24 protein-coding genes are annotated in these 23,511 nt (G+C 39.6%); 11 read left to right on the forward strand and 13 right to left on the reverse strand.

The window, feature by feature from the left end:
• The first annotated feature begins 29 nt into the window (after window positions 1-29).
• The 5 genes from VGT41_03210 to VGT41_03230 all read left to right on the forward strand — a co-directional run bounded on the left by VGT41_03210 (window position 30) and on the right by VGT41_03230 (window position 5,178).
• Complete coding sequence (locus VGT41_03210) at window positions 30-608, forward strand: hypothetical protein (GenBank protein HEV2601280.1); 579 nt, start codon at window positions 30-32, stop codon at window positions 606-608.
• 42 nt (window positions 609-650) lie between these two features.
• Window positions 651-1,379 (forward strand): hypothetical protein, encoded by a 729-nt coding sequence (locus tag VGT41_03215; protein HEV2601281.1) that lies wholly within the window; start codon window positions 651-653, stop codon window positions 1,377-1,379.
• The gene (locus tag VGT41_03220; GenBank protein ID HEV2601282.1) at window positions 1,372-2,073 is read left to right on the forward strand and encodes a hypothetical protein; all 702 of its coding nucleotides are present in this window, start codon (window positions 1,372-1,374) and stop codon (window positions 2,071-2,073) included. Before VGT41_03215 ends, VGT41_03220 begins: the two co-directional genes overlap by 8 nt.
• A 232-nt stretch (window positions 2,074-2,305) precedes the next feature.
• Complete coding sequence (lon, locus tag VGT41_03225) at window positions 2,306-4,780, forward strand: endopeptidase La (protein ID HEV2601283.1); 2,475 nt, start codon at window positions 2,306-2,308, stop codon at window positions 4,778-4,780.
• 161 nt (window positions 4,781-4,941) lie between these two features.
• Window positions 4,942-5,178 carry a hypothetical protein gene (locus VGT41_03230; GenBank protein HEV2601284.1) on the forward strand — a complete coding sequence of 79 codons (237 nt, stop codon included), beginning with the start codon at window positions 4,942-4,944 and terminating at the stop codon, window positions 5,176-5,178.
• A 70-nt stretch (window positions 5,179-5,248) separates the two neighbouring features.
• Here VGT41_03230 and VGT41_03235 read toward each other — a convergent pair whose 3' ends face one another.
• Together VGT41_03235 and recJ are read right to left on the reverse strand one after the other, a co-directional pair.
• The gene (locus tag VGT41_03235; GenBank protein ID HEV2601285.1) at window positions 5,249-6,007 is read right to left on the reverse strand and encodes a hypothetical protein; all 759 of its coding nucleotides are present in this window, start codon (window positions 6,005-6,007) and stop codon (window positions 5,249-5,251) included.
• A 225-nt stretch (window positions 6,008-6,232) separates the two neighbouring features.
• Window positions 6,233-7,966, reverse strand: coding sequence for a single-stranded-DNA-specific exonuclease RecJ (gene recJ / locus VGT41_03240; GenBank protein HEV2601286.1), 1,734 nt, complete (start codon window positions 7,964-7,966; stop codon window positions 6,233-6,235).
• Between the two features lie 197 nt (window positions 7,967-8,163).
• On the opposite strand from recJ, the gene VGT41_03245 reads away from it, so the two are divergent.
• Window positions 8,164-9,678 (forward strand): family 1 glycosylhydrolase, encoded by a 1,515-nt coding sequence (locus VGT41_03245; protein ID HEV2601287.1) that lies wholly within the window; start codon window positions 8,164-8,166, stop codon window positions 9,676-9,678.
• Window positions 9,679-9,739: 61 nt separating this feature from the next.
• On the opposite strand, the gene VGT41_03250 is transcribed toward VGT41_03245, so the two are convergent.
• Complete coding sequence (locus VGT41_03250) at window positions 9,740-10,423, reverse strand: hypothetical protein (GenBank protein HEV2601288.1); 684 nt, start codon at window positions 10,421-10,423, stop codon at window positions 9,740-9,742.
• Between the two features lie 154 nt (window positions 10,424-10,577).
• A complete protein-coding gene (locus VGT41_03255; protein HEV2601289.1) occupies window positions 10,578-10,913 on the reverse strand; it encodes a heavy metal-binding domain-containing protein in 336 nt (111 codons plus the stop codon).
• 126 nt (window positions 10,914-11,039) lie between these two features.
• Here VGT41_03255 and VGT41_03260 point away from each other — a divergent pair, with 126 nt between their 5' ends.
• Window positions 11,040-12,761, forward strand: a complete 1,722-nt coding sequence (locus VGT41_03260; GenBank protein ID HEV2601290.1) for a WD40 repeat domain-containing protein — start codon at window positions 11,040-11,042, stop codon at window positions 12,759-12,761.
• 121 nt (window positions 12,762-12,882) lie between these two features.
• Here VGT41_03260 and VGT41_03265 read toward each other — a convergent pair whose 3' ends face one another.
• On the reverse strand, window positions 12,883-13,200 hold the full coding sequence (locus VGT41_03265; protein ID HEV2601291.1) for a YbjQ family protein: 318 nt from the start codon (window positions 13,198-13,200) through the stop codon (window positions 12,883-12,885).
• 126 nt (window positions 13,201-13,326) lie between these two features.
• On the opposite strand from VGT41_03265, the gene VGT41_03270 reads away from it, so the two are divergent.
• Complete coding sequence (locus VGT41_03270) at window positions 13,327-14,553, forward strand: hypothetical protein (GenBank protein ID HEV2601292.1); 1,227 nt, start codon at window positions 13,327-13,329, stop codon at window positions 14,551-14,553.
• A 77-nt stretch (window positions 14,554-14,630) separates the two neighbouring features.
• On the opposite strand, the gene lysS is transcribed toward VGT41_03270, so the two are convergent.
• Window positions 14,631-16,154, reverse strand: a complete 1,524-nt coding sequence (lysS, locus tag VGT41_03275; protein ID HEV2601293.1) for a lysine--tRNA ligase — start codon at window positions 16,152-16,154, stop codon at window positions 14,631-14,633.
• Window positions 16,155-16,415: 261 nt separating this feature from the next.
• Between lysS and VGT41_03280 the strand changes: the two genes are divergently transcribed.
• The gene (locus tag VGT41_03280) at window positions 16,416-16,889 is read left to right on the forward strand and encodes a hypothetical protein (protein HEV2601294.1); all 474 of its coding nucleotides are present in this window, start codon (window positions 16,416-16,418) and stop codon (window positions 16,887-16,889) included.
• 61 nt (window positions 16,890-16,950) lie between these two features.
• On the opposite strand, the gene VGT41_03285 is transcribed toward VGT41_03280, so the two are convergent.
• The 3 genes from VGT41_03285 to VGT41_03295 all read right to left on the reverse strand — a co-directional run bounded on the left by VGT41_03285 (window position 16,951) and on the right by VGT41_03295 (window position 18,671).
• Entirely contained in the window at window positions 16,951-17,373 is a 423-nt protein-coding gene (locus VGT41_03285) for a hypothetical protein (protein HEV2601295.1), read from the reverse strand.
• Window positions 17,374-17,683: 310 nt separating this feature from the next.
• Entirely contained in the window at window positions 17,684-18,298 is a 615-nt protein-coding gene (locus tag VGT41_03290) for a superoxide dismutase (GenBank protein ID HEV2601296.1), read from the reverse strand.
• Between the two features lie 58 nt (window positions 18,299-18,356).
• The gene (locus VGT41_03295) at window positions 18,357-18,671 is read right to left on the reverse strand and encodes a septum formation initiator family protein (GenBank protein ID HEV2601297.1); all 315 of its coding nucleotides are present in this window, start codon (window positions 18,669-18,671) and stop codon (window positions 18,357-18,359) included.
• An 89-nt stretch (window positions 18,672-18,760) separates the two neighbouring features.
• Between VGT41_03295 and VGT41_03300 the strand changes: the two genes are divergently transcribed.
• Window positions 18,761-20,326: a S41 family peptidase gene (locus tag VGT41_03300; protein HEV2601298.1), complete on the forward strand. Its 1,566-nt coding sequence runs from the start codon at window positions 18,761-18,763 to the stop codon at window positions 20,324-20,326.
• Between the two features lie 259 nt (window positions 20,327-20,585).
• On the forward strand, window positions 20,586-20,954 hold the full coding sequence (locus VGT41_03305; GenBank protein ID HEV2601299.1) for an RNA-binding protein: 369 nt from the start codon (window positions 20,586-20,588) through the stop codon (window positions 20,952-20,954).
• Window positions 20,955-21,024: 70 nt separating this feature from the next.
• On the opposite strand, the gene VGT41_03310 is transcribed toward VGT41_03305, so the two are convergent.
• From VGT41_03310 to VGT41_03325, 4 genes are all read right to left on the reverse strand, one after another.
• Window positions 21,025-21,705: a hypothetical protein gene (locus VGT41_03310; GenBank protein HEV2601300.1), complete on the reverse strand. Its 681-nt coding sequence runs from the start codon at window positions 21,703-21,705 to the stop codon at window positions 21,025-21,027.
• A 276-nt stretch (window positions 21,706-21,981) separates the two neighbouring features.
• Window positions 21,982-22,416 carry a 30S ribosomal protein S9 gene (rpsI, locus tag VGT41_03315; protein HEV2601301.1) on the reverse strand — a complete coding sequence of 145 codons (435 nt, stop codon included), beginning with the start codon at window positions 22,414-22,416 and terminating at the stop codon, window positions 21,982-21,984.
• Between the two features lie 176 nt (window positions 22,417-22,592).
• Window positions 22,593-22,973 (reverse strand): TraR/DksA family transcriptional regulator, encoded by a 381-nt coding sequence (locus VGT41_03320; GenBank protein HEV2601302.1) that lies wholly within the window; start codon window positions 22,971-22,973, stop codon window positions 22,593-22,595.
• Window positions 22,966-23,454 (reverse strand): nucleoside deaminase, encoded by a 489-nt coding sequence (locus VGT41_03325; GenBank protein ID HEV2601303.1) that lies wholly within the window; start codon window positions 23,452-23,454, stop codon window positions 22,966-22,968. Before VGT41_03325 ends, VGT41_03320 begins: the two co-directional genes overlap by 8 nt.
• Window positions 23,455-23,511: the final 57 nt, after the last annotated feature.

Here is a 23,511-nt window from a genome sequence, read left to right on the forward strand (position 1 = left end):
ATAAACCATCGCAAATACAAGGTTTTTCCATGAATAAACGATTTTTACTAACTGCTTTCGCCATAATCAGCGTTACAGCATCGAACACCACCACCAGCATACCACCACGCAAAAATAATCTGATGCCAGGTGAATACGATTACAATGACGCTGTGGCGCGCAAGAATAAAGCTGTGGCCGCATCACAAATTGTTCTCGACCAAGCAGAGGAGCAAGTGATGGCTGCAATAGAAAGCTTCTCTCCTGATCAAAGCATATCTGAACACAACGCCTTAGTTAAAGTCGCCCAATCAAAAGTAGAAACTTGTCGAAAGAACCATCAAAAACTCATTCTCAAAGCCCCTGCTGACTTTGCCATTCTGACTCCCGTAGAAAAAACCAAATCGAAAAAGCAGACTTTAGATGCAAACTCGACTACTTCAACAGGCAACCCTGATGAAAATTCACCTTCCACATCTACAATCACTGATTCTGCAAAAGCATTTTTTACTAACAAATGGGTCAAAAGAACTGCATGTGTTTTGGTTGCCTGCACAATCTGCACAGTTTTGTTCAGCGGACATAATCGCTCGAATACATCTGATGATGAAGAAAACGATACAGAATAATTTTCCACTTTACATAACCCATTGCCAATACAAGGTTTTTCCATGAATAAACGATTTTTATTAGCTACATTCGCAATCATCGCTATTACAGTATCAAATAATCTGACTCCAATAAACCCAGACTGTGAAAAACGTCTTCTTGAAAACGAAAGGCAACAACTTCAAGCAGCACACAAAACTTTGAAAGAAGCTACTGCAGAAGCAAGCGCATTGCAGACAGCACTATCTTCGGCAATGGCTAAGAATCTGCCTGAAACAGCCGCCCTACTCGAAAAGCTTGTAACCGTCGATGCAAAAGTGGAAGCCGCTCAAGACACATGCAAAAGAATCATTACACAATCCCCTCATGATCAATTTAAAAAAGAAAAAGAACTGTTTCGAGCAGCAGACGAAGCTGAAAACCAAGCATATTCAGAATTAGAAGCTGCACAAAACGAAGCAGCAAAGTCTGCCAACATAAAAAAATCTGAAATTGAAGCCCTACACAAAAAAATTGAAGACGCCCACGCAAAATGGCTATCTGCTCTAAAAGCAGATAGGGAGATCCGCAATAATCTCCCCTCTTCTTTGGAGCAATACTTCAAAATAGAAGAACCATCTTCCAAATCCACAACTACCGATGATGCTATATCTTATGCCAAAGCAATCGTAACTAACAGCTGGGTCAAAAGAATTGCATGCACTCTCGTTGCCTGCGGAATCTGTACGTTTGTGTACAACAGATATAATCAAGCACATGAATCTAACGAAGAAAGAAGCGATAATGAATAAACGAATTTTATTACTTACAACTACCATTCTAAGCTCTTGCATATCAGTGGATATGATCGCAACAGAGTTTAAAGACCTATCTGAAAGCACTGCTCAACACCTTACCAAGAACGCTGTTTATGCCATATTATACGCCCTTCACGACCAACAACAAGCCGATGCAGGAAATTGGGTCGCACAGGGAGAATTTGTCAACAAAACAAAACAACGTGCAAAAGAGGCTGTAGAAGCTTTAATTGAGTTTGGCAATCAAGCAGCAGCGGCAAAGCAAACCAATGACCCAAAACAAAACTTAGCGGGCAAAACATCGGCGCTTAAACTTCTGACAGAGCTAAAAACTGACCTTATTAAACCTATAGAACAAGGCATCACAACAATATCGGCAAATATCGCCTCTCACGCGCGTGAAACAGATAACGACATCAAAAGCTTAGAAAAATTAGAAAAAGACCTTACTTATGGCGAAAACCTGCTTGCGACGGTAACAAAAGAAATGGATAGCATCATAGCAACCTCAAATATTACCGAACCATCTTTCAGCACACGTTTTACCCAGCATGCCAAAGCGGTCATTACTAACAAATGGACAAAGCGAATGGCATTCATGCTGGTTGCCTGCGGAATCGGCAAGTGGCTATACAACCGATATAATCAAGCAGATGAATCTAACGACGAGGAAAGCGATACAGAATAATCCCTGCCCATACACAGCTTGAAACCCTTGCCCTATATTTCCACACACCATCCAATTCAGATAGAAACCCTCGCCTGCCTACCAAACCTATATACGATAGACTCAGATCTGGGGTTGGAGAAACGGGGAAATAATGCTATAATAGGGTTTTATAGGACCACCACGATAGCGAAATTAGGTGGTTTTTACTCGTAAGCATATATTTAGGACTATTAAAGAAGTGGTGGAATGTATGGAAACAAAAAAAATAAGAAAATCTACTAAAAAGATAATGACCGATACTATTGAAGAGCTGGATATAACCTCTGCGACGGCTACGACTCTTGATCATGACTTTTTAGCCCTTTTACCATTAAAAAACGTTGTTATCCTTCCTAAAAGCATTATCCCTATTATTGTTGGACGTCAGCGCTCTATTAATGCCGTAGAATATGCATTAAAACATAATAAGAATATTTTTATCACCGCACAAAAAGATTCCCACGTTGAATCTCCAGAGGGTGATGACGTTTTCACGCTCGGCACCCGTTCTATTGTTTTGCAAGTTATGCGTATGCCTAATGGATCATTAAAAATATTGGCTGAAGGCATTTGCCGCTCACAAGCAATCAATATCAATAACGAAGATGATTTTATCGGCACTGTATGCCAAGATGTACCCACTACCAATACTGCCCACACTACTGAAATTGAAGCATTATGGCGCCAACTAAAATCTCTGTATACCTCATACACAGAATTCAATGACAAAGCACCTGCCGATCTTACCTTGGGTAATAAAACACCAAAAGATCTTGATTTCCTAACCGATACCATTGCAGTACATATTGCAAATCTATCATTAGAAAATCGACAATCTATTTTAGAATCTGCCGATCTTAAAGAACGCATGACCAAACTGTGTACGTTCTTAAGCAATGAGATTGAAATCCTACAGACTGAACAAAGAATTCGTGGCAGAATGCAATCTCAAATAGAGAAAAACCAGCGCGAATACTATTTAAACGAACAGATGAAAGCTATTCACAAAGAGCTGGGACGAGATGATCAGTCAATCGAACTAGGTCAACTGAAAGCATCGGCAAAAAAACTAGGACTCCCTCAAGAGGCATTACAAAAGGTTGATAAGGAACTAAAACGGCTTGAGCAAATGCCGCCACTATCATCTGAAGCAGTGGTCAGCCGCCATTACATCGATTGGATCCTTTCATTACCATGGAACAAGGTTCGTAAAGATACGATCAGTTTAGAGCGTGCTGAAAAAATTCTTAACGAAAAGCATGCCGGACTTACAAAAGCAAAAGAACGCATCATTGAATTTTTGGCAGCAAAAAAATTCTCAAAAAATTTAGAACGTTCGCCAATAATCTGTTTGGTTGGTCCTCCAGGAGTAGGAAAAACATCACTTGCGCAATCAATAGCTAACAGCTTAGGTAGAGATTTTATGCGCATATCTCTTGGTGGCGTTAAAGATGAGTCTGAGATACGTGGACATCGACGAACGTATATTGGTGCGTTACCCGGCAAAATTATTCAAGCAATGAAAAAAACCAACTACCTCAACCCGGTTATACTCCTGGATGAGATAGATAAAATCTCTCGTGATTTACATGGAGATCCTGCATCAGCACTTCTTGAAGTCCTTGATCCGGAACAAAATAAAACATTCGCAGATCACTTTTTAGATCTAGAATATGATTTATCAAAAGTAATGTTCATAGCAACCGCTAACATGACTGATGGTATCCCTTACCCGCTCTACGACCGAATGGAAATCATTCAACTCTCTGGATACACTGACGAAGAGAAAAGCTCTATCGCAACAAAATTTTTAATTCCAAAAAGCCTCAAAGAGCATGATCTTACTACCCGTCAATGCAAAATACCTCAAGAAAGCGTAGCGCTTATTATCTCTGAATACACAAAAGAAGCTGGCGTACGACAACTTGAACGTATTATTACTAAGCTCATGCGTAAAACAATTCAGCTGATTCTGAATAAAAACGTAGCATCGGTTACCGTTGATAAAGTAAAAATCAAAGAATGGCTGGGAAATCCACCGTTCAAAAAAACAAGCTTAAGCAATGCAACTGAACAAATTGGTCTTGCGACAGGACTTGCATGGACAGAATTAGGTGGTGACGTACTGGAAATTGAAACTACCGTGATCCCAGGAAAAGGAAATGTAACCTTAACGGGTCAACTTGGTGAAGTGATGCAAGAATCTGCACAAGCAGCACAAAGCTATATCAGAACACGAGCAAAAGAACTTGGCCTGAAGCATACCTTTCACCAGACGAAGGATATTCATATCCATTTGCCTGAAGGAGCTACTCCAAAAGATGGACCATCTGCTGGTATCACTATTTGTGCCGCATTGATCTCCGCTCTAACCCAAACACCATTGCTACAAAAACTAGCTATGACTGGTGAGATAACACTCCGTGGACGCGTGCTTTCTGTTGGTGGATTGCGAGAAAAACTGCTTGCGGCAAAACAACATGGCTTTACCAAAGTGATTGTGCCTCATGAAAACTTTGATGATATTCAAGAAATTTTAAAAGAAACCGATTTAAGCGCGCTCAATATCGTATATGTAAAAACGATGGATGAAGTTATTGAGGCGGCTTTTGAAAAACCACCATTTTGCGCTCCTACAAAAAAACCTGCTAAAAAGAAAAGTACCGCAAAAACAAAAACCGCATAATCATTAATCGTACAGAAAACAGTATAAAGGGTATGGATTTACGCCATACCCTCTTTTTATTACCCGTTACTTTTTAAAAAAATCATTGCACAATGCACAAATATTTTTCTATCATGTCTTTAATATGATGTACCATATAATTTATTACCAAGGAGCGATCAATGAAAAAAGTATTATTAGCTGTTGCATGCCTTTCACTACTTGCAATAGTTCCTGGATGCAGAAAAGACAAAGATAATTACGACAACGGGAAAAAACGCTATACAAAAGAAACAACATATAAAAAATCAACAAAACAAACACAAAAAAGCGAGCCAATGCGCAAAAGACAACCGAAAGAATTCGCTGAAGAACGTCCTATGAGAACGCGCCCTATGACTTCATCTGAAGCATACTAAGCGATAATATTAAAGAAGGGGAAGACATCTTCCCCTTCTTATTACATTTTTAAATAATACAATTCAATTCTCATGTTCTGGCAAAAGCCATGCTTTCACTGAGAATCCCCTGCCTCATTCCGTAGCTCTCTTCACGCAATTTTTCTAAATGCTGCTTTACATTCGAGATATTAATATTGGGACCATCAAATTTCTTGCTCCAGGGCAATATGGTGTCCGGCGTGTTTTTCGTATGTTCTGCCACTCCTTCTGGTGACTTACGCAATGCATTAATTTTGTCCTGTAACCACTGCCGTGCCTCAGGATCTATGCTTCCCCCAAAGATCGCCAAACTTAAAACATATTGTGTTTTACAATGTTGAGGTGTTTTACCATCCTCCAAGCGACTCCTTCCTATCGCAAATGAATCATTCTCAGAATCGATGCAGGTTAATTTACCCTCTTTATTAAATAACCAGTTACCTTGCCAATCGCGATATCCGGTCTCTTCTGCCAATTTCGCCAGCTGCTGCACAAATTCTAGTGATGTTGAATCATATTTTTTAGAAGAATCAGGCTTTATCATTTCTGCAAACACCATCCACTGGCCATCAACCTTTGCAATATATTTTTTTGCCACGGCCAAACGATCTAAGTTAAAGCGTTTTATACATTCTTCCATTCGATCTGCGTTGATCACCCGATTTGCATCAAAATGTTTCACGATAAACCCTGGCATACCTTTAACTTCACCAAAACCCGTCGATCTTATTTTTTCTTTATTTCTTTCAATCGCATTCCGCAAATGCTGCGGCGGCTGGTGTTTTGCGGCAAATTTTTCAAAATCCAACTCACATGCCTTTTCATATCTATTCGATTTAAAAAATTCCCCATATGAAAGCTTCTCAGATTTACCTACCGTTAAACCACCACAGGTGAACACAAAGACTGTTGAGACGAGCACCCATCTATTCAGACAAAACATAATAACCCTACAAATAGTATTGTTAAAAAATAAAATTATCCGCACCATTATAAGGCGATTTTTATTATTTACAACACAGATAGAAAAAGACTACCCTTTTAAACCCGCAATATCAATACCGCGCAGCTCAATATTCACCGAATCGTTCCAATGATTTTCAACCACCTGCCCTGCAATCGCAAAAGGCTCATCATCTTGCTTTAATAATAGCTCAAACAGTTCCGGTCGATTAAAAAATATTACCGGTTTGATCACGCCATCTGCAAACACCTTACATTTCACATGCGCATCTTTTAAGAGTGTCGGCTTTTGCAGTTGCACAACATTTTTAATATAAAAATTTGGTTCTTTATTTTCATTACCAAATGGTTCAAGATGAGCCATATCCGAAATAAATTTTTTCGTCAGATCACCAAGCGACACGTCTGCATCCAAGCTCAACTTTAACTTTAAGTCTTCCGGCTTTAATTGTTGTGCAACCAGTGCTTCCAGCCGAGATTTCAGTGCAGGCAAATTGTCCCGCGAAACGCTCAAGCCTGCCGCCATTGAATGCCCTCCAAATTGCATCAACAAATCGCTGCAACTGGTAAGTGCATCAAACATGTTAAACTCTGGAATTGATCGACACGATCCTTTTGCAATCCCCTGCTTGGTCAAATGAAACAATATTGTTGGCCGTCCATACGCACTCATCAACCGAGATGCAACTAATCCAATTACCCCGGGAGGCCACGCATCATGCGCTGCTAAAATGACATTCTCATGTTCTAAATTAATATTTTTTTTAATGATTTCTTGATCAACCTGCGCATAAATAGAACGCTCTATTTCTTTACGGGCTTCGTTTAATTCTAATAATACCGCCCCAACCTGCTCTACTTCTTGCAAATTAGAATCAATCAAGAATCGAACACCCTGACGTGCATCCTGCAAACGCCCTAACGCATTAATTTGTGGTGCGATTGAAAAACCAATATCGGTTGAAGAAAGTCGCTCTTTAGTTACTTTGCCATTTTTTTTAAGTACCGCAAAAGAAGGCGATTCATATTTATTGATATACGTAAGTCCATGCCGTACCCAATAACGATTTTCACCAATTAATGGCACCACGTCAGCAATGGTACCCAGCATTAATAATTCATATACCTTTGGAGGCAACTCCATTTTTTTTGTTTCATACAACAATGATAACAGTTTAAAGGTGACCCCGACACCAGCAAGAACTTTAAACGGATATGCACACTCTTTTTGATTGGGGTTCACAATAGCAAACGCATCTGGTAAATGATCATGAGGGCGGTGGTGATCCGTAATAATCAGATCAACCCCTAACTCTCGAGCTCGTATAGCAGGATCAAATGCGGTAATTCCGTTATCAACGGTAATAATCACTTTATAATTACTTGCAGCAGCTCGTTCTACCGTTTTTACCGAAAGTCCATAGCCATCTTTTACCCGATTCGGTAGAAAAAAGTTTATGTTTGCACCCAACGGCAACAGACATAAAAGCATCATCGCTGATGACGTAATACCATCAACGTCATAGTCGCCGGCTATAAGAATTTTTTCCCCGGCCGCAATTGCATACAAAATACGATCAACTGATTTTTCTGCATCTTTGATATGGCGTGGATGCGGCACATCTTTTTCAAAAGAACTAAATAAAAAAGCATCTATGCTCTTTTTATCCGCAAATCCGCGATTAATAAGCGTTTGCGCAATGGGCATAGAAAGGTTATACAGCGCAGCTATCTCACACACCATTTTTGGATCATATGCGGGCAACCGCCACAAATATTTATTACCTTGCAAATATGTTGACATAGATCGCCCCCGTTGCGTATAGATACAATAATACCAACAAAGAATATACCTTATTTACGATAAAATCGATAGTTAAGAACTATCAAAACCCCCATAGCGACGACAAAAAAACGATGACAAAAAAAAGAGCTTCTCGTACAATAAAGCGTACTCAGGAAGCAGATTTCAACCAATTATTACAAACAAATGATCATCACATGAAACAATCAATTCTCTTTTTTTGTCTATTGCAATCATTAACCAATAACGCCGAAAGTCCTTTTTTCACCAGAAAAGAACAAGGAGTCCATTATCCTCACGGATTTTTAAAAGGAGTGGCCTCTTCAACATACCAAAATGGTGGACATAATTATTGGGAGTCCCTTGGATATAGGCCAAAAAGTAATTGGACCTGGTTTGAAAATAATTTTCATGCACGATTTATTCTCAATCGCGAGCGCCAAGGCGGAACATCGATCTGTTTTAAAAGCGATAGTCCTATCGACCGTGGCGAACGAGTTGGCACTTCTGCTGATGGCTGGAATCGCATGTTTGATGACATCCAACTTATTAAAGATCTAAACTGCAATGCCTACCGCTTTGAAATACCATGGACAGATCTCAACCCGCAGCAAGGAGTATGGAACGAAGAAGCATTTGATTTTTTTGATAGATACATTGATGCATTGCGCGATGCTGGCATTGAACCAATCGTCACTCTATACCACTGGGTGCATCCGCTTTGGTTTCATAAACTAAAAGCATGGGAAAAAGAAGAAAATATCATCCACTTTGTCCGCTACTGCCAGGAAGTATTTAAACGATTTGGACACAAAGTCACCTACTGGTGCACCATCAATGAACCGACCGTGGTTAGCGTATGCGGATATATAATCGGATCACATGCGCCAGGTAAAAAAGATTATGCTTCTATGTTGCGACCATTTTGTAACGATTATTTATTATACCCATTCTCTCATAATTATGTTTTAGCCGGTACCGTTTTAGGCAATTTATTTAAAGCTCACATAGAAGTATATGAAACGTTAAAAGTAATGCCACATGGTGAGCAAGCAAACATTAGTATTATACATCAGATGGCCCACTTTCAACCGAAAATAAAGGGCGGCATTAACAGCGTGCTTAATCCAATTAGCCGCATGCTTGCAAAACAATTTAACAAAAATTTTGCTCATAAAGTTTTTATGCGATTCTTTACCACAGGACATTTTGTTTATGACGTCCCTGGAGATAATCCTATAAAATTTGTAGATAAACGCGCTCCCCATTCACTCGATTTTCTTGGTCTTAACTTTTATGCAGACATGTTCTTTGGCCCTGGTCCAGAGCCGAAAGAAGATGAAGAAATGACCGATATGACCGTGTGGTCCATCCGTCCGCAAGCTATCTACAATGCCATCAAAGAACTTTCCCAGCTCCATGTTCCCATCATCATCACGGAAAATGGCATCTGTGATGCAAAAGATGATCGGCGTGAAAAATGGATCATTGGATATAATAACGCAGTAGAACAAGCAATCAGAGATGGTTATGATGTACGCGGTTACTGTTACTGGTCACTGCTTGATAACTATGAATGGAATATGGGGCATAACAAGAAATTTGGATTGTACGCTGTGAATACCCTCAGCAATAATCTGGCGCAAAAAGATCGGATATTGCGCAAAGGATCTTATGCATATCGTGATTATGTGCAGGTAGATCCTGCGTAAATGCAAACAAAGTTTTAAAAAAAGCGCCTACTGAAAAAAGTAGGCGCTTTTTTTATTTGCTTTAATCTGGCCATTGAAGCTCATCACAGCCATTACGCCATGGGCACTTTTGGTGCGTTGTACCTTCTCTGAGTTTAATTATTCTAAAACTTGGCCACCAATTATTGTTATCTGCTGCATTTTTAACCGGAACAACAATGAGCGCAAAGTACTTAAATAGTGCTTGCCCCACAGATGAATAAAATTTGGGTTGTATCCCCCAACACAAACCTAGTTTGTAATCAACACCTTTCCTCTGTTCAAACATTTTTTGGGTAAATACCAATGGACAACCAGTATCAGGATTCCTTCCCCATACATCACCCACTTTAGCCTCCACTGTATGCACATCCTCAAAACCTATATGCAATCGCCAGTCATCAACACCCATCCATCCGGCGGTTTGTATTGCTTTCGGAACACCACCTACGCCAGTCTGATACGTCGAAGCATGTCCCAAGGTGTTTGGTATTGGAGACCTTGGACTAGTCTGCCAATCCAAAGACTCCTTATTACACTTGTTCAGATCTTCTAGGGCAGAGGCTGTAGGCGTTGCGGCTGGTATAATTCGCCCAAAAGAATCTCCTCTAAAGTTAAATCTTGTATACATTTTCGCTAGTACCAGACTATAAACATTAATATTTATTGCATTAATCCCTTGCACACTCAAGAATAATGCTAGTGCGAACAGTTTTTTCATCATCACCTCTATCTCCTTTTATGTTATTAAAATCATACTATGTGAATTTATTATGAAAACAAAATAACATAAACCACTCCAAGCAGTCAATGGATTGTGGCGTTTGCGAGGGGAGCACTAGCGATTTGTTTGTTAATTCAATAATTTTAAGCAGCCAAATTCAAATCTTTTCTACAATCACCGCTGTGCCATACGCAAGGATTTCTGTTGTAACAGTGTTGACTTCATTAGCATCAAATCGCACTCCAATGATAGCGTTTGCTCCTAGTTCTTGTGCATGCTCAATGAGTAAATCAAATGCCTCACTTCTTGTTTTTTCACACATGGCAGTAAACGTCTTATTCTTCTGAGCCCACAAAGATTGCAATCCAGCTACAAAACCCCCTACCGCGCCTGCAGACCGGACTGAAATACCGCGTATTATCCCACAAGATTGAACAATTCTATATCCAGGAAGATCAAACGTTGTTGTAATCATATTTACATTGATTTTCATACAAACTCCTTATGCTACGTAACAATCTGATTCCACACACATTAATTTCTTATAGTAAAAATTGAAAAAATACATATAATAAAAACAGCCTACCCCATCTTTAAAAACTCTAAATAAAATAAAACTATGAACCATACAATAACCTATGCAATCTTCGCTGCTTTATCAATAACATGTTCCATAAAGCCGTCTGCTGCACCCGAAGATGTAAAAGGACATGAATTGAACTATGCGATAGCAAAAAAAAAATATGAAAAATGCCTCAAAATTGCCATGCAAAGGTCACCCCAGGCTGCCCAAACGCATAATGCACAACCGCTACAAAACAATTCTGTAAAGACAGTTCAACCACCAAAAAAATCATCTCCGTTGCTCGAAATGCCTCAAAGATCTTTACCGGCTATAACAGGTACAAATATACAGCAAAATACAAAAGACGGCTTAGAATATGATGAAAAAGAACAAGAAGATAAAGAGATTCGCTCTCTCATTAATGCCAATGCTCGCATACGTCACTTGCTCATAAATAATAGCGATCACTTAATCACAAAGGTAGCTGCATTACCCTTTGAAATAGGAAGACTCATAACTTCTTTTTTAGGACCAAACTTTTTGGATATAGTCATAAAAAGAAAAGAAACCGCTCTTGTTACTCCTCCTGAAATGTCTACAAGAGGATTTAAAAGAACATTGGCAAAATGCATAGCCATTAGCCCTGACAATAGCAGGATTCTAGTATCATATAACTTTCTACATGCACACGAAGGTAACGAAACTCTTACGATCATATATAATACTCATGGAATACCACTCTGCAATCTCGAGCATACCCAAGATCAAATAACATCTGCCAATTTTAATGCCAACGGCACATATATCATTACAACACATGAAGATAATACTCCTCCATGTATATGGGATAGCGCCAGCGGAAAACTCCTTTATCAACTCCCTGAAGGTGATCTCTCAAACAACTTCTTTCAAGAAGATGTACAAAAAATAACTGATGCAATTTTTAGCCCTAATGATGAATTTATTGCTTCTCTATCAGATTGCAAAAACGTCATGCAAATTTGGAATGTAAAAAATAAAAAGTTGTTGTATATTCTTGAAAATACTATGAATAAGAATGAATCGCCTAGAGACATCGATAATATATCTTTCAGCCCCGATAGCCAACGCATTAATCTTATATACACAGACGAACCATCTCTTCCACAAACATTTGATATCGCTACTGGAACTTTTCAATATGGAGATATAAAACATCCTAATATTTTATCTGTATTGAATTGTAGCACCAACGAGCGATCTTCTTTTAATCTATCTACGGAAGAGATTCCTGAACCTCCGTTTCTCCGTGGAAATATAGACCATCTAAGTAGCACTGTGACAATACGTCTGATCAAACCTGGTGGTGATGCCAACCTGCACACTTTCCAACTGGAAAAAACCTCAAACGTTTGGGGTGCTCAAGGGATATCTATAAGTCCCAATAATGAGTATGCCGTTTCCAGATCTGGCAACACCGCTACATTACATACGCTCTCACCACTATTTCCGGCAGTGGAAGCATATACACATGTCCAACCCTTTATTACTCAAGCGCAAGAACTACGTGATCACGCACAAAGCACGCCCTATTTCCCCTTGGCGCAAATAACCGCAATACACTATGGTATCGCACGTTTGAAAGAAACAATCATTTCAAAAAGAGAAGATTTCGAACTGTACATCATAAAAATCTACAAACATATAAAAACTGAGTTTGCAAGGGGGCAAGAAGAAGCCCAATTACAAAATCGTATCAAAAGCACAGCCGGTTTAGAAGGCATGAGTCTGGGGTAAACGCATACACAATAATAAAACAAACAAATGAAAAAGTGCCTACTTTTTCGAGTAAGCGCTTTTTTATTTAATCCATTGAATGCTGTAATTTTACGCAGATAAATTCAAATCTTTTCTACAATCACCGCTGGCCATACGCAAGGATTTCTGTTGTAACAGTGTTGACTTCATTAGCATCAAATCGTACTCCAATGATAGCGTTTGCTCCTAGTTCTTGTGCATGCTCAATGAGTAAATCAAATGCCTCACTTCTTGTTTTTTCACACATGGCAGTAAATGTCTTATTGTTTTGAGACCATATAGATTGCCACCCTGCTACAAAACTACCGACTACACCAGGCGACCGCACTGAGATACCGCGCACTACCCCAAGAGATTGCACAGCTCTATATCCAGGAAGATCAAACGTTGTTGTAATCATAGGTAAACCAATTTTCATACAAACTCCTTATGCTACATAACAATCTAATTTCACACACATTCATTTCTTATAGTAAGAATTTAAAATATATATATAATCAAAACCGCTTACTTTGGTATTTAACCCCCTACACAAAATAAAACTATGAAACACACAATAACCTATTCAATCTTAGTTACTTTATCAATAACATGCTCCATACAACCATCTGCTGCGCCCGAAGATGTAGAAAAACAAAAAGTCCTTCATGCCGCCGCGCAAAAAGCTCGCCGTGATGCCGCTGCACAAGAATATAGGCAGCATATTCGTGAGGCTATGCAGCAGTCATTACAAAAAAAACAAAGTAAAAATAATGCATCACAATCGCAAGACCTATCTGCTACGCCTCAAGAGGACGAAAAAGAACAAGAGGATCCAGAAATAACCGCTCTTATTAATGCCAATACACATGCTAGCCACCTTCTGATTGCAAAACCTTCAGAAGATGATGATGAAGATGAAAAAGAGCAGGTTGAGCAAGCAGAAGTCGATAAAAAACCCAGGGGGCTCAGCCAAAACAATCTCATCAGATTGGTGCAAAAAATAGCGCATGGTCTTCCTTGGAACGTAGACAGAATCATATATTCTTTTTTAAAACCAAGCGTTCTTGGTAGTGACTTGCCGCTAAAAGAGACTATAATTCATAGATCTAATTATGGGACCATAGCCTTTTGCCCAGACAGTAACGAGTTGCTGTTCTCATGTGATACTTTTGTTAGCTCATCTAAATGCTTTTCACAGAACTCCATCATAAAGATATATAATTCTTACGGAGAGCAACTCTTGGTAAGTGAATATAAGACTATCCTAGAACAATACTCCTCTTTCCCACAGGCGTCCTCAAAGCCCAGTGACGACATATTAGACCACCTCCATCATCATGACTTCTTAATCCACTATACTCAGACTCTTCTCGCACCTTTGAAAGAAATAGCTCCTATTGTCAGCACTGATAACCAATTCATGATTAGATGGTTCCCAACCAAGCATGAATGGTTCGCAAGCAATAATAACGTCGTCTTGCTAGAAACTCCTGCAGTCTGGGTATTATATACGGCATTACCGTTGCCATCAGTTGGTGCATATATGCATGCACAACCATTTATCACACACGCACAGGAGCTACGCGCTCAAGCAAAAAGCATGCCCTCTTTTCCCCAGAAGCGAATGACTAAAATCAACTATGGCATCGCACGGCTAAAACAATCGATAACTTCGCAGCGAAAAGATCTCAAAGACCACATCTCACTCATCTACAAGCGCACCGCGGCAGAATTCTCAAAAGGAAAAAAAGAAGCTCGACAACAAAAGCTTAAATGCCAGATTCAATAAGGTATCAATACTTCAGAAATAAAAAAGCGCCCACTTTTTCGAGTAAGCGCTTTTTTATTTCTCTATAACGTTAAAAATTATTCATGTCGCTGTTTTAATGTCGGAAATAAAATTACATCTTTAATGGACGTTGTATTGGTGAGCAACATCACCAACCGATCAATGCCGATACCCACACCCGCAGTTGGTGGTAGCCCATACTCTAACGCATGTACGTAATCAGCATCATAATGATGCGCCTCTGCGTCACCCGCTTCTCGTGATTCAACTTGTTGTTTAAAACGATCGGCCTGATCAAACGGGTCATTCAGCTCATTAAATCCATTACTGATTTCCATACCACCGATAAACAACTCAAATCGCGCTGCCATATTTTTATCCGTTTCATCACGCTTTGAAAGTGGCGAAACCTCAATCGGAAATTGAATGATGAATGTCGGCTGTATCAATTTGCTTTCAACTAATGTTTCAAACAAGCCATACAATTTTTGTCCCCATGATGCGTGCTGAACCGGTACCGGCAGAACAATGCCATGTTTTTTAAGCGTTGCATCAATCTGCGCATCGGATAGATCAGCATCAGAGATATTACCGTACTGTTTTACCGCATCGCGCATACTCAATCGCAAAAATGGTGACTGAAAATCTATCTCACGATCACCAAACGGTAACTGCAACTTTCCATTTGATTCCATCGCCGCAGCGCGGATCAACTGCTCAGTAAAATCCATTGCATAATGATAATCTTTGTATGCTGTATAAAATTCGACCATCGTAAATTCAGGATTATGCCGTGTTGAAATTCCTTCGTTTCTAAAATTACGATTAATCTCATATACCCGTTCTAAACCGCCAACAACCAGTCGTTTTAAATATAATTCCGGAGCTATCCGTAAATATAACGTGGTATCAAGCGCGTTATGATGCGTAGTAAATGGTTTTGCAGCTGCACCACCAGGAATTGGGTGTAACATTGGCGTTTCAACTTCCAAATACCCATTAGTATCAAATAAATTCCGCAGCGTTCTGATTACTTTTGATCGTGCAATAAAACGACTTTTACTTTCTTGATTACTAATCAAATCTAAATATCGTTGTCGATAAATGGTCTCTATATCAGCAAGGCCATGAAATTTTTCAGGAAGCGGATGCAAACATTTACTTAATAGTGCATACGACGATGCTTTTAATGTTATTTCACCCATTTTAGTTCTGAATGATACTCCAGAAACCCAGATAATATCGCCAATGTCCACCAAATGCTTGAGTTGCTCAAAAGTCTCTGCTCCGAGTTCATCCTGCCGCAGATATATCTGCAAGCGACCTGTCTGATCTTGAATGTTAGCAAATGCCGTTTTACCATGCTCACGAAATGCTAAAATTCTTCCTGCAATTGCATACTGCTTTTTTTCCGCTTGGTGATCAAATTCATCAATCACATCTTTACACGTGGCTGTCACCTCTTTGCCTGCAGGCCACGGCTCTAACCCTTGCGCACGCATCGTTTTTATTTTTTCAAGACGAATAGCATGTTCATTAGAGATGTCATGCTCGTTGCGGGGTTCATCTATCACATTATTTTTTTTTATTTGATTATCCATATCGATTCATTCCATATCATTACGTATGATTATAATAGATGAAGTATACCGACATCCCGATAATTTGCCAAAAAAGCGACTCCCTCATACATACCCCTATAAACATTGTGTTTGCAGTGTATGTATGTCAAAATGTAATGCGATATAACAGATTTTATCTTAACTCGACCAATCATGTTACCCATATATATTTTTTTCACTGCCGCTTTATTTCTATGGCACACTCCAGCTTTTAGCTGTGCCGATGCAAAAGAGAACTATTTGGAAGTTCACAGTAGTTTTTTCGTAGATTTCAACTGCAAAACTCCTATTGCATACTTACCAATACCACAACAATATAAATCACGAATACTACAAAGGGCTATACTCGGTCGCGAGAATAAAGGTGATATATGTTATCCAATACACTACGATATCAATCGACTATCTGTTAAAACAATGCGCGACGATCGACCCGCTTATTGGAATGACTTATCACCTTCGCAAGCAAGGGTATTACATCACTTGCTTGATCGCCTACCCCGATGGATACCTCACAAGGTACTGAATACCATGAATGATGCAAACTCATTTGAAGATTTTCTCAAAAATCATATGCCTTATACTGAATCTACTGGCGAAGCTATTGCACATTTTTCACGCAAAACACGGTTTTCCACGATCCTTCATAATGGCGCACATCAATACCATTTCGTGCTCACCTGGCGACAGCCACACGCAAATAGACCGATGTAGTGAAACAACGACCTGGCCAATATATAAGAAACATCCCCGTGCTAAAGACGGGGATATGTATTTACGCTGCTGAAGGAGTTAATACTTTATTTGTTTTAGGCTTCACAGGGTATAGCCTATTAAACTCACTCGCTATCTCGTGCAAGTCTGTTTTTGTATGAGTAACAAGGAATTTAAGCGCCGCGGATTTACATGCAAGCGGAAGACCTAATTCATCTCTATGCTCATCTTTATGATGTTTTTTTAATTCTAGATATAACTGTTTTTTAGAACCTACTTTTGCCAGTTCTTGTTGTAATTTTGCTTTAGTAACTTTTGAAGCAAGGCTAGGCGTGAACCATTGCCATACTATGTAGCCCGCTACCAGAACTACACCACCAGCACCTCCCGCTACAAGCGCATCCCGAGGATCGGCTTTGGAATATTGATTCATTGACAATGCGCTCAATACTATAAATGCATATGCGATTGTATTACGTTTCATATAGCTCCTATAAAAATATGTCCTCTATCTTTCCCAATTCAATATAATCAACCTAGATATTATCAGTGCACGAGATCTCTGTTCGTCGTTGCGAGCTTGCGTGGCAATCCAGGCCCACAAAGAAACTCCCACGAAAACATGCACTAATTTTAATGGACTCTCGAAGTACCCCTCTGAAGCCTGGATCACCACACTGCGCCTAGAAGCTAAGCTTCGTTCGTGACGACTGAAGGCAATATCTTCTTCCATTGCAAACATACAACATTCTTACTGAAATACACAACTCGTAGCTCGTTACATTGAACTCACGTTATCTCACTATCTCATCATAATTTTGCTCAACTTGTTCCCAATTAATCACATGCCACCACGCATCAATATATGATGGACGTCGATTTTGATATTTCAAATAATACGCATGCTCCCAAACATCCAACCCCAAAATAGGATGCAATCCTTGTGAGATCGGCGCATCTTGATTCGGCGTAGAAATAACTACCAACTTGCCCGTTTTATCAAGACACAACCAGGCCCAACCGCTACCAAATACCGTTTGCGCGGCTGTATTAAATGTATTTTGAAATGCCGCAAACGTACCAAAATCTGCGGTTATTTTTTGAGAAACAGTACCTACCGGATTACCACCACCATTTTTTTTCATGAGAGTCCAAAAAAATGAGTGATTATAATGTCCACCACCATTATTACGTACCGCAGTGCGAATTGATTCTGGCAACGCCGGTAATGTTTGCAACAGTTCCGCCACCGGTTTTTGCGCAAGATCAGGATAATCTTTTAGCGCTGCTTCTAACTTAGCAATATATCCTGCATGATGCATGTCATGGTGAATTTCCATTGTCTGTGCGTCAATATATGGCTCAAGAGCTCCATATTCATACGGTAACGGTGGTAATATATATGCCATAGTATGTCCTTTATAAAAATATACCCAAAACTGGTCATCACCGTATCATATGTATCAATTACTTCAAGTAATAAATGATCTCTCCAGGACGAGCCATTTGCAACTCTTCTCGCGCAATTTTCTCTTTATAAAATCTTTCAGAATTAAAATCTCGTAACTGTTTCTCAAGGGACGCTACCTCCTGCTCTAGGACTTCTACTGTTTTTTTATACTGTTCATTGTCTGCCTTCAACCCATATAAAGTAATAAAGCCATTCACTCCCGCAATATACATTCCTAAAAAAACAATTAACTCTACAGACAAAATAATATAGGGAACCATCCGTTTTTTAATCTTAATCATACCATTACTTCCCGTATTAATATCAGACATTGCACTATCATATTTTATGACTAGAATATATCGGCATGCCAACATGAAGCAATGCGTTGGATAAATTTATTAAAAAAGGAAGCACTGTAATGAAAGCGATAGTAACTCGTTTATATCGTATAACAATCTTATTTGTTCTATTGGTATGCCTACACTCATCTGATATATCCGCAGGCGCGGCGGTCATTAAACCCACAGCGACCCAATCAATAAAAATAGACATCAAACAAGAAGAAAAAATCTCAATATCTTTTGATGAAGCTATTTTTAACTGGGTACGCGTTCTTGCGGAAGTCCTACAAGCTACTGGCCAAAAACATTATAAAGTTGCTGATCCTGAAACATGCATGATCAAAGCAATCGATGCATTTTTAACATTCCTTGACCCCCATTCAAATTTTTTAGATCCAAAAACATACAAAGCAATACTAGAAAGCACCTCCGGTGAGTTTTTTGGTATTGGCATCGTTATCGATAACACTCGCCAACAAAAAGACAAATTCCTGTTAATCATCGACACCATAGCAGAAGGACCTTCTGATCTAGCAGGCGTAAAAGCACTTGATAAAATTGTAGAAATCGATGGTCAATCTTTGGAGGGAATGACCACCGAGGAAGCAACCTTAAAACTAAAAGGTGAACGCAACACCACTGTTCATGTTAAAATATTACGTGATAACCACCCTGATATTATATCTCTGGACATCAAGCGAGATATTATTAAAGAACAAAACTCTCTCTGTTTTTATATTGAAGAACATAATGTCTATTACGTATCACTGAGCAGCTTTACTGAAACCGCCGCAACCCAAATCGAAACCCTACTCAAAAAAGCGCAACAAAAACCGTACAAAGGACTCATTCTCGATCTCAGAAATAACTCTGGCGGACTGCTTACTTCTGCGATAGACATTGCAGGACTATTTTTAGAAAAAGGAAGCGAAGTAGTATCCACAAAAAACAAATTCGATAAGGTAACTGAACGATATACAACCAATAGGCAACCATCAACCAATAATGCTCCTCCTATCTTCATTCTGATTAACAACTACACAGCATCAGCAGCAGAAATTTTAGCAGGATGCCTCATGTTACATTCTAATCAATACGCAAAAGCCGCTGGGGATAAAAAACAGAAACAATTGATGGTCTTTTTAGTGGGAACTCGTACGTTTGGTAAAGGATCAGTGCAAGAAGTGATACCAGTCAGTAATAACTGCGCAATGAAAATAACCACATCGCTCTACTTCTTACCATTTAACACCGCAATCCAAGGCCTTGGCATTGAACCTGACTTTGACATCCAACGCAGACAGCCTCCAACAGACCAAATGATCTGGTTTAACCAGTTCTATGGCAGCGAGCGGGCACTTACCAACTCTATAAAGTCGCCTGACCAAAAAGATCAAACAGACCAAGAGAAAAAGAAAAAAACTGACAAAAAAGCCGATGTCCAAAAAACGTGGTCAGAACGGGCCAAAGAAGCACTTTTAAAAGATAATCAATTCAGAGAGACCCTCAGTTTGATCAATATATTCGATGCCATTCAGACTTACAGCCCCGAACGAGTAGCCACGCGGCCCAAGGCTGTTGAATATATGTCAAGCCTGTATGTTACCAGCGAAAAGATTAACCTTACGGAAATAAAGATATAACAATCTACCATCACCTCGATACCAGTCACTATTGCCTATTTTGCCCCTTTTAAAGGGCCTGTATCGAGGTGATTTATTGAGCTGCTCAGACTATAACGCCTTCGAGATTGACAAAGCCCAATAACATCGGCATTCTATATCCATATAGTTCTATACGGTTAAAGGTATAGGAATTATAGAGGCAGAAACAGATTTTTAACTAATAAGTTTCGTTTTAATTTGAGTATTTTATCTATTTATTTTTTTAAGGTTTATTTTTATGAATATTTACGTCGGCAATATCGCACACGCTGCAACAGAAGATCAATTGAGACAGCTTTTCGAACAGTATGGCGAAGTGACATCTGTGAAATTAGTTAAAGATAAGTTTACTGGTTCTTCTCGTGGCTTTGGCTTCGTAGAAATGGGAACAGAAAAAGACGGCGATGCTGCTATTGCTGCTCTTGATAACAATGAATTTATGGGCCGTACGCTTCGCGTAAATAAAGCTCGTCCTCGTGAAGAGCGTCCACGCACAAGCGGTGGCGGTGGTGAGCGTCGTTACTCAGGTGGTGGCGGCGGTGGTGGTGGAAGATCTTTCGGTGGTGATCGCTTTGGCGGTGACCGCGGTGGTTCATCTCGCTACTAATTCGTAGAGAATTTGAAAAAGAAAAGGCGGCTCGCAAGAGTCGCCTTTTTTGTTACTATTCTTTTTCCATCTAGTTATATTCTTTTTCTTCGCCTAATTGGCTACCTGCCATCATCTGCTCCATAAGAGCTATTTCTTCTTCCGTTGCTGGCGCTTGTGCTTCAAAGAGCGCCTCTTGCGCTGCGGCAGCCATCTCTTCATCATAAAACAGTTCTTCTTCGAGGAATTTTATAATTGGCTGACGAGGTTTGACTTCATTCGCCATGCGAGCAGCATCTAGTAAACTGTGCCCATGCACCTGCATATCTCTCACATTAATACCAAGCTGTCTATAAAGTCCTACAAGCGATCGTACCACTTTTTCAGAGGCATCTGTCACGGCATCAAATAGTGCGTTAAATCTGCTGTTCTTATCTATTGCTAATAACAATTCTCTTTTTTCGTCATTATTTCGTACATTATTAAGAATTGTAAATGCAGTTTTCCAGTCACCCCGACCTGTAGCATTCATAAAATCGATTAGCCGTTTATTACGAGCATTCAGAACCGCATCGGCACTGTCTATAGGATTGTGAGCCTCATTGAAGCCGATTTCATAATCTTTCTCTCGTTCAGCTAATCTTTTTTGAAGACGTCCGCGACTGCTTGCCCCTCCCCTCCTTGACCCTTTCCCCCTTGGATCCGCTGAAAAAATCAGAGCTGAGTGGCAAAATGCCAAAATAGCTACTACCACAACAAAATTCTTTTTCATGATTAAGATCCTCTGATTAGTTATACGAAATAGCCTATTAACTATACTATAACGATCTCAGATCCTAATAGTCAATATAACGCCCCAAGCCCCCATAAAGTACCTATATTATTTTTTACATGAACCATTCTTGATCATGACATGCTTATTAAAAAACAAAACCATCCAAAATCAGTTATGATCTTGGATGGTTTTAAATCTAAATCGAACAATTCTTGGTACCGCTACAGGCTCGGGCTTTGTGCCCAACCGTATGTATAGAGAACCAAAAATAGATTATCGTTTTACGAACTGGAATTTACGACGAGCACCTGGCTGACCGTATTTTTTACGTTCAACTTGGCGGGAATCAACCGTCAATAAATCATTTGCTCGAAGTGCCTTGCGATATGATTCATCTGTTGCAACTAATGCACGGGCAATACCCAATCGCACTGCGCCAGCTTGTGAACACACACCACCGCCAATTACGTTAACGTCTGCATCGTATTTTGTAGCATCTCCAATAACCGTAAATGCCACTACTGCATCAGCACGGTTAAAGACAGTATCAAAATAGTTCTCAACAGTTCTTCCATTAACCGTCACTTGCCCAGTTCCCTTACGTAACCATACACGCGCTATAGAGCATTTTCTGCGTCCAACGCCATGAGAAATAGGGGCTCCAGCCTTTTTAACACCCACCGCTTTAGTCGCTTTTTCTTTATTCATACCGCTAAAAAACCTTTTAATACTATCAATTATTCTTGAATTACTAACAAAATAGACCTTATTTATAATAATCGGATCAAGAACTATTGTCAAAATAAGGATAATCAAATGACCCTGAATATATCCCTAATGCCTTGATTACCATAAACTGATCCAAAAAACGCACTCGCAAGGGACTATTCGTACTGATCTCCCGTCTCTTCAAAGAGCTCTTGGCAAACAATACAACGAGTAGCATTAGGAAATGACTGCAAGCGCTTAGGAGATATAACCTGCTCACAATCAGCACAGATACCGTAAACCCCCTCTTTAATCATATCAAGGGCCTTTATGACACGTTTATACTCATCAATCTTGCTGTTTTGAAATGAACTTTTTAAACTTTCCATAGTTGAGGTCAGGGCCTGATCGGCCACATCCTGTACCTGATCATCAGAAAACTTTTCTTCATTCAACAGTACCATCTCCTGCTCAATCTCTGCTTTTTTTTCCATCAACTGCTGTTTAATTAATTCTAAATCGTTAACTGCTGGATTAACATCTCTTTTATCACTCACACTCATTCCTTTTTTGTTTAAAAAAACTTCGCAGCAAGATGGCTGATTCTTCAATACCATGATCCACAATACACATGGCGTCTCTCTGGTATACCGCAAGACGGGTAGCATTGTCAAGGCGATACCCAAATACTGGCGAGGGTGCCCCAAAAACTACCCCCGAAACACGGCTCAATAGAAGTAAATGCATACACATAGGGCATGGCTCAAGCGTGACATACACCCACAACCCCTGACAACGCCAATTACCTATTTTTTTACTCGCTTTTTTAAGGGCTTGAATTTCCGCGTGCCCAGTCTGAGAATGCAAAGATTCAGTTTTATTATAGCCACGCGCAATAATCTTCCCTGCGCTGTTTACTACCACAGCCCCAACGGGAACCTCACCAAGGGCATATGCCTTACGAGCTTGCCCCAACGCTTTATTCATAAAATAACGATCTTTTTCTGTCCCAAACGGACTACTTATACTATTTTGCATATCACCACAAAAAATAAAATCCCATCTAACTAAAAATAGCTACATTCTGCAATGCGA

It is taken from the genome of Candidatus Babeliales bacterium (assembly GCA_035944115.1).
GTDB lineage: Bacteria > Babelota > Babeliae > Babelales > Vermiphilaceae > DASZBJ01.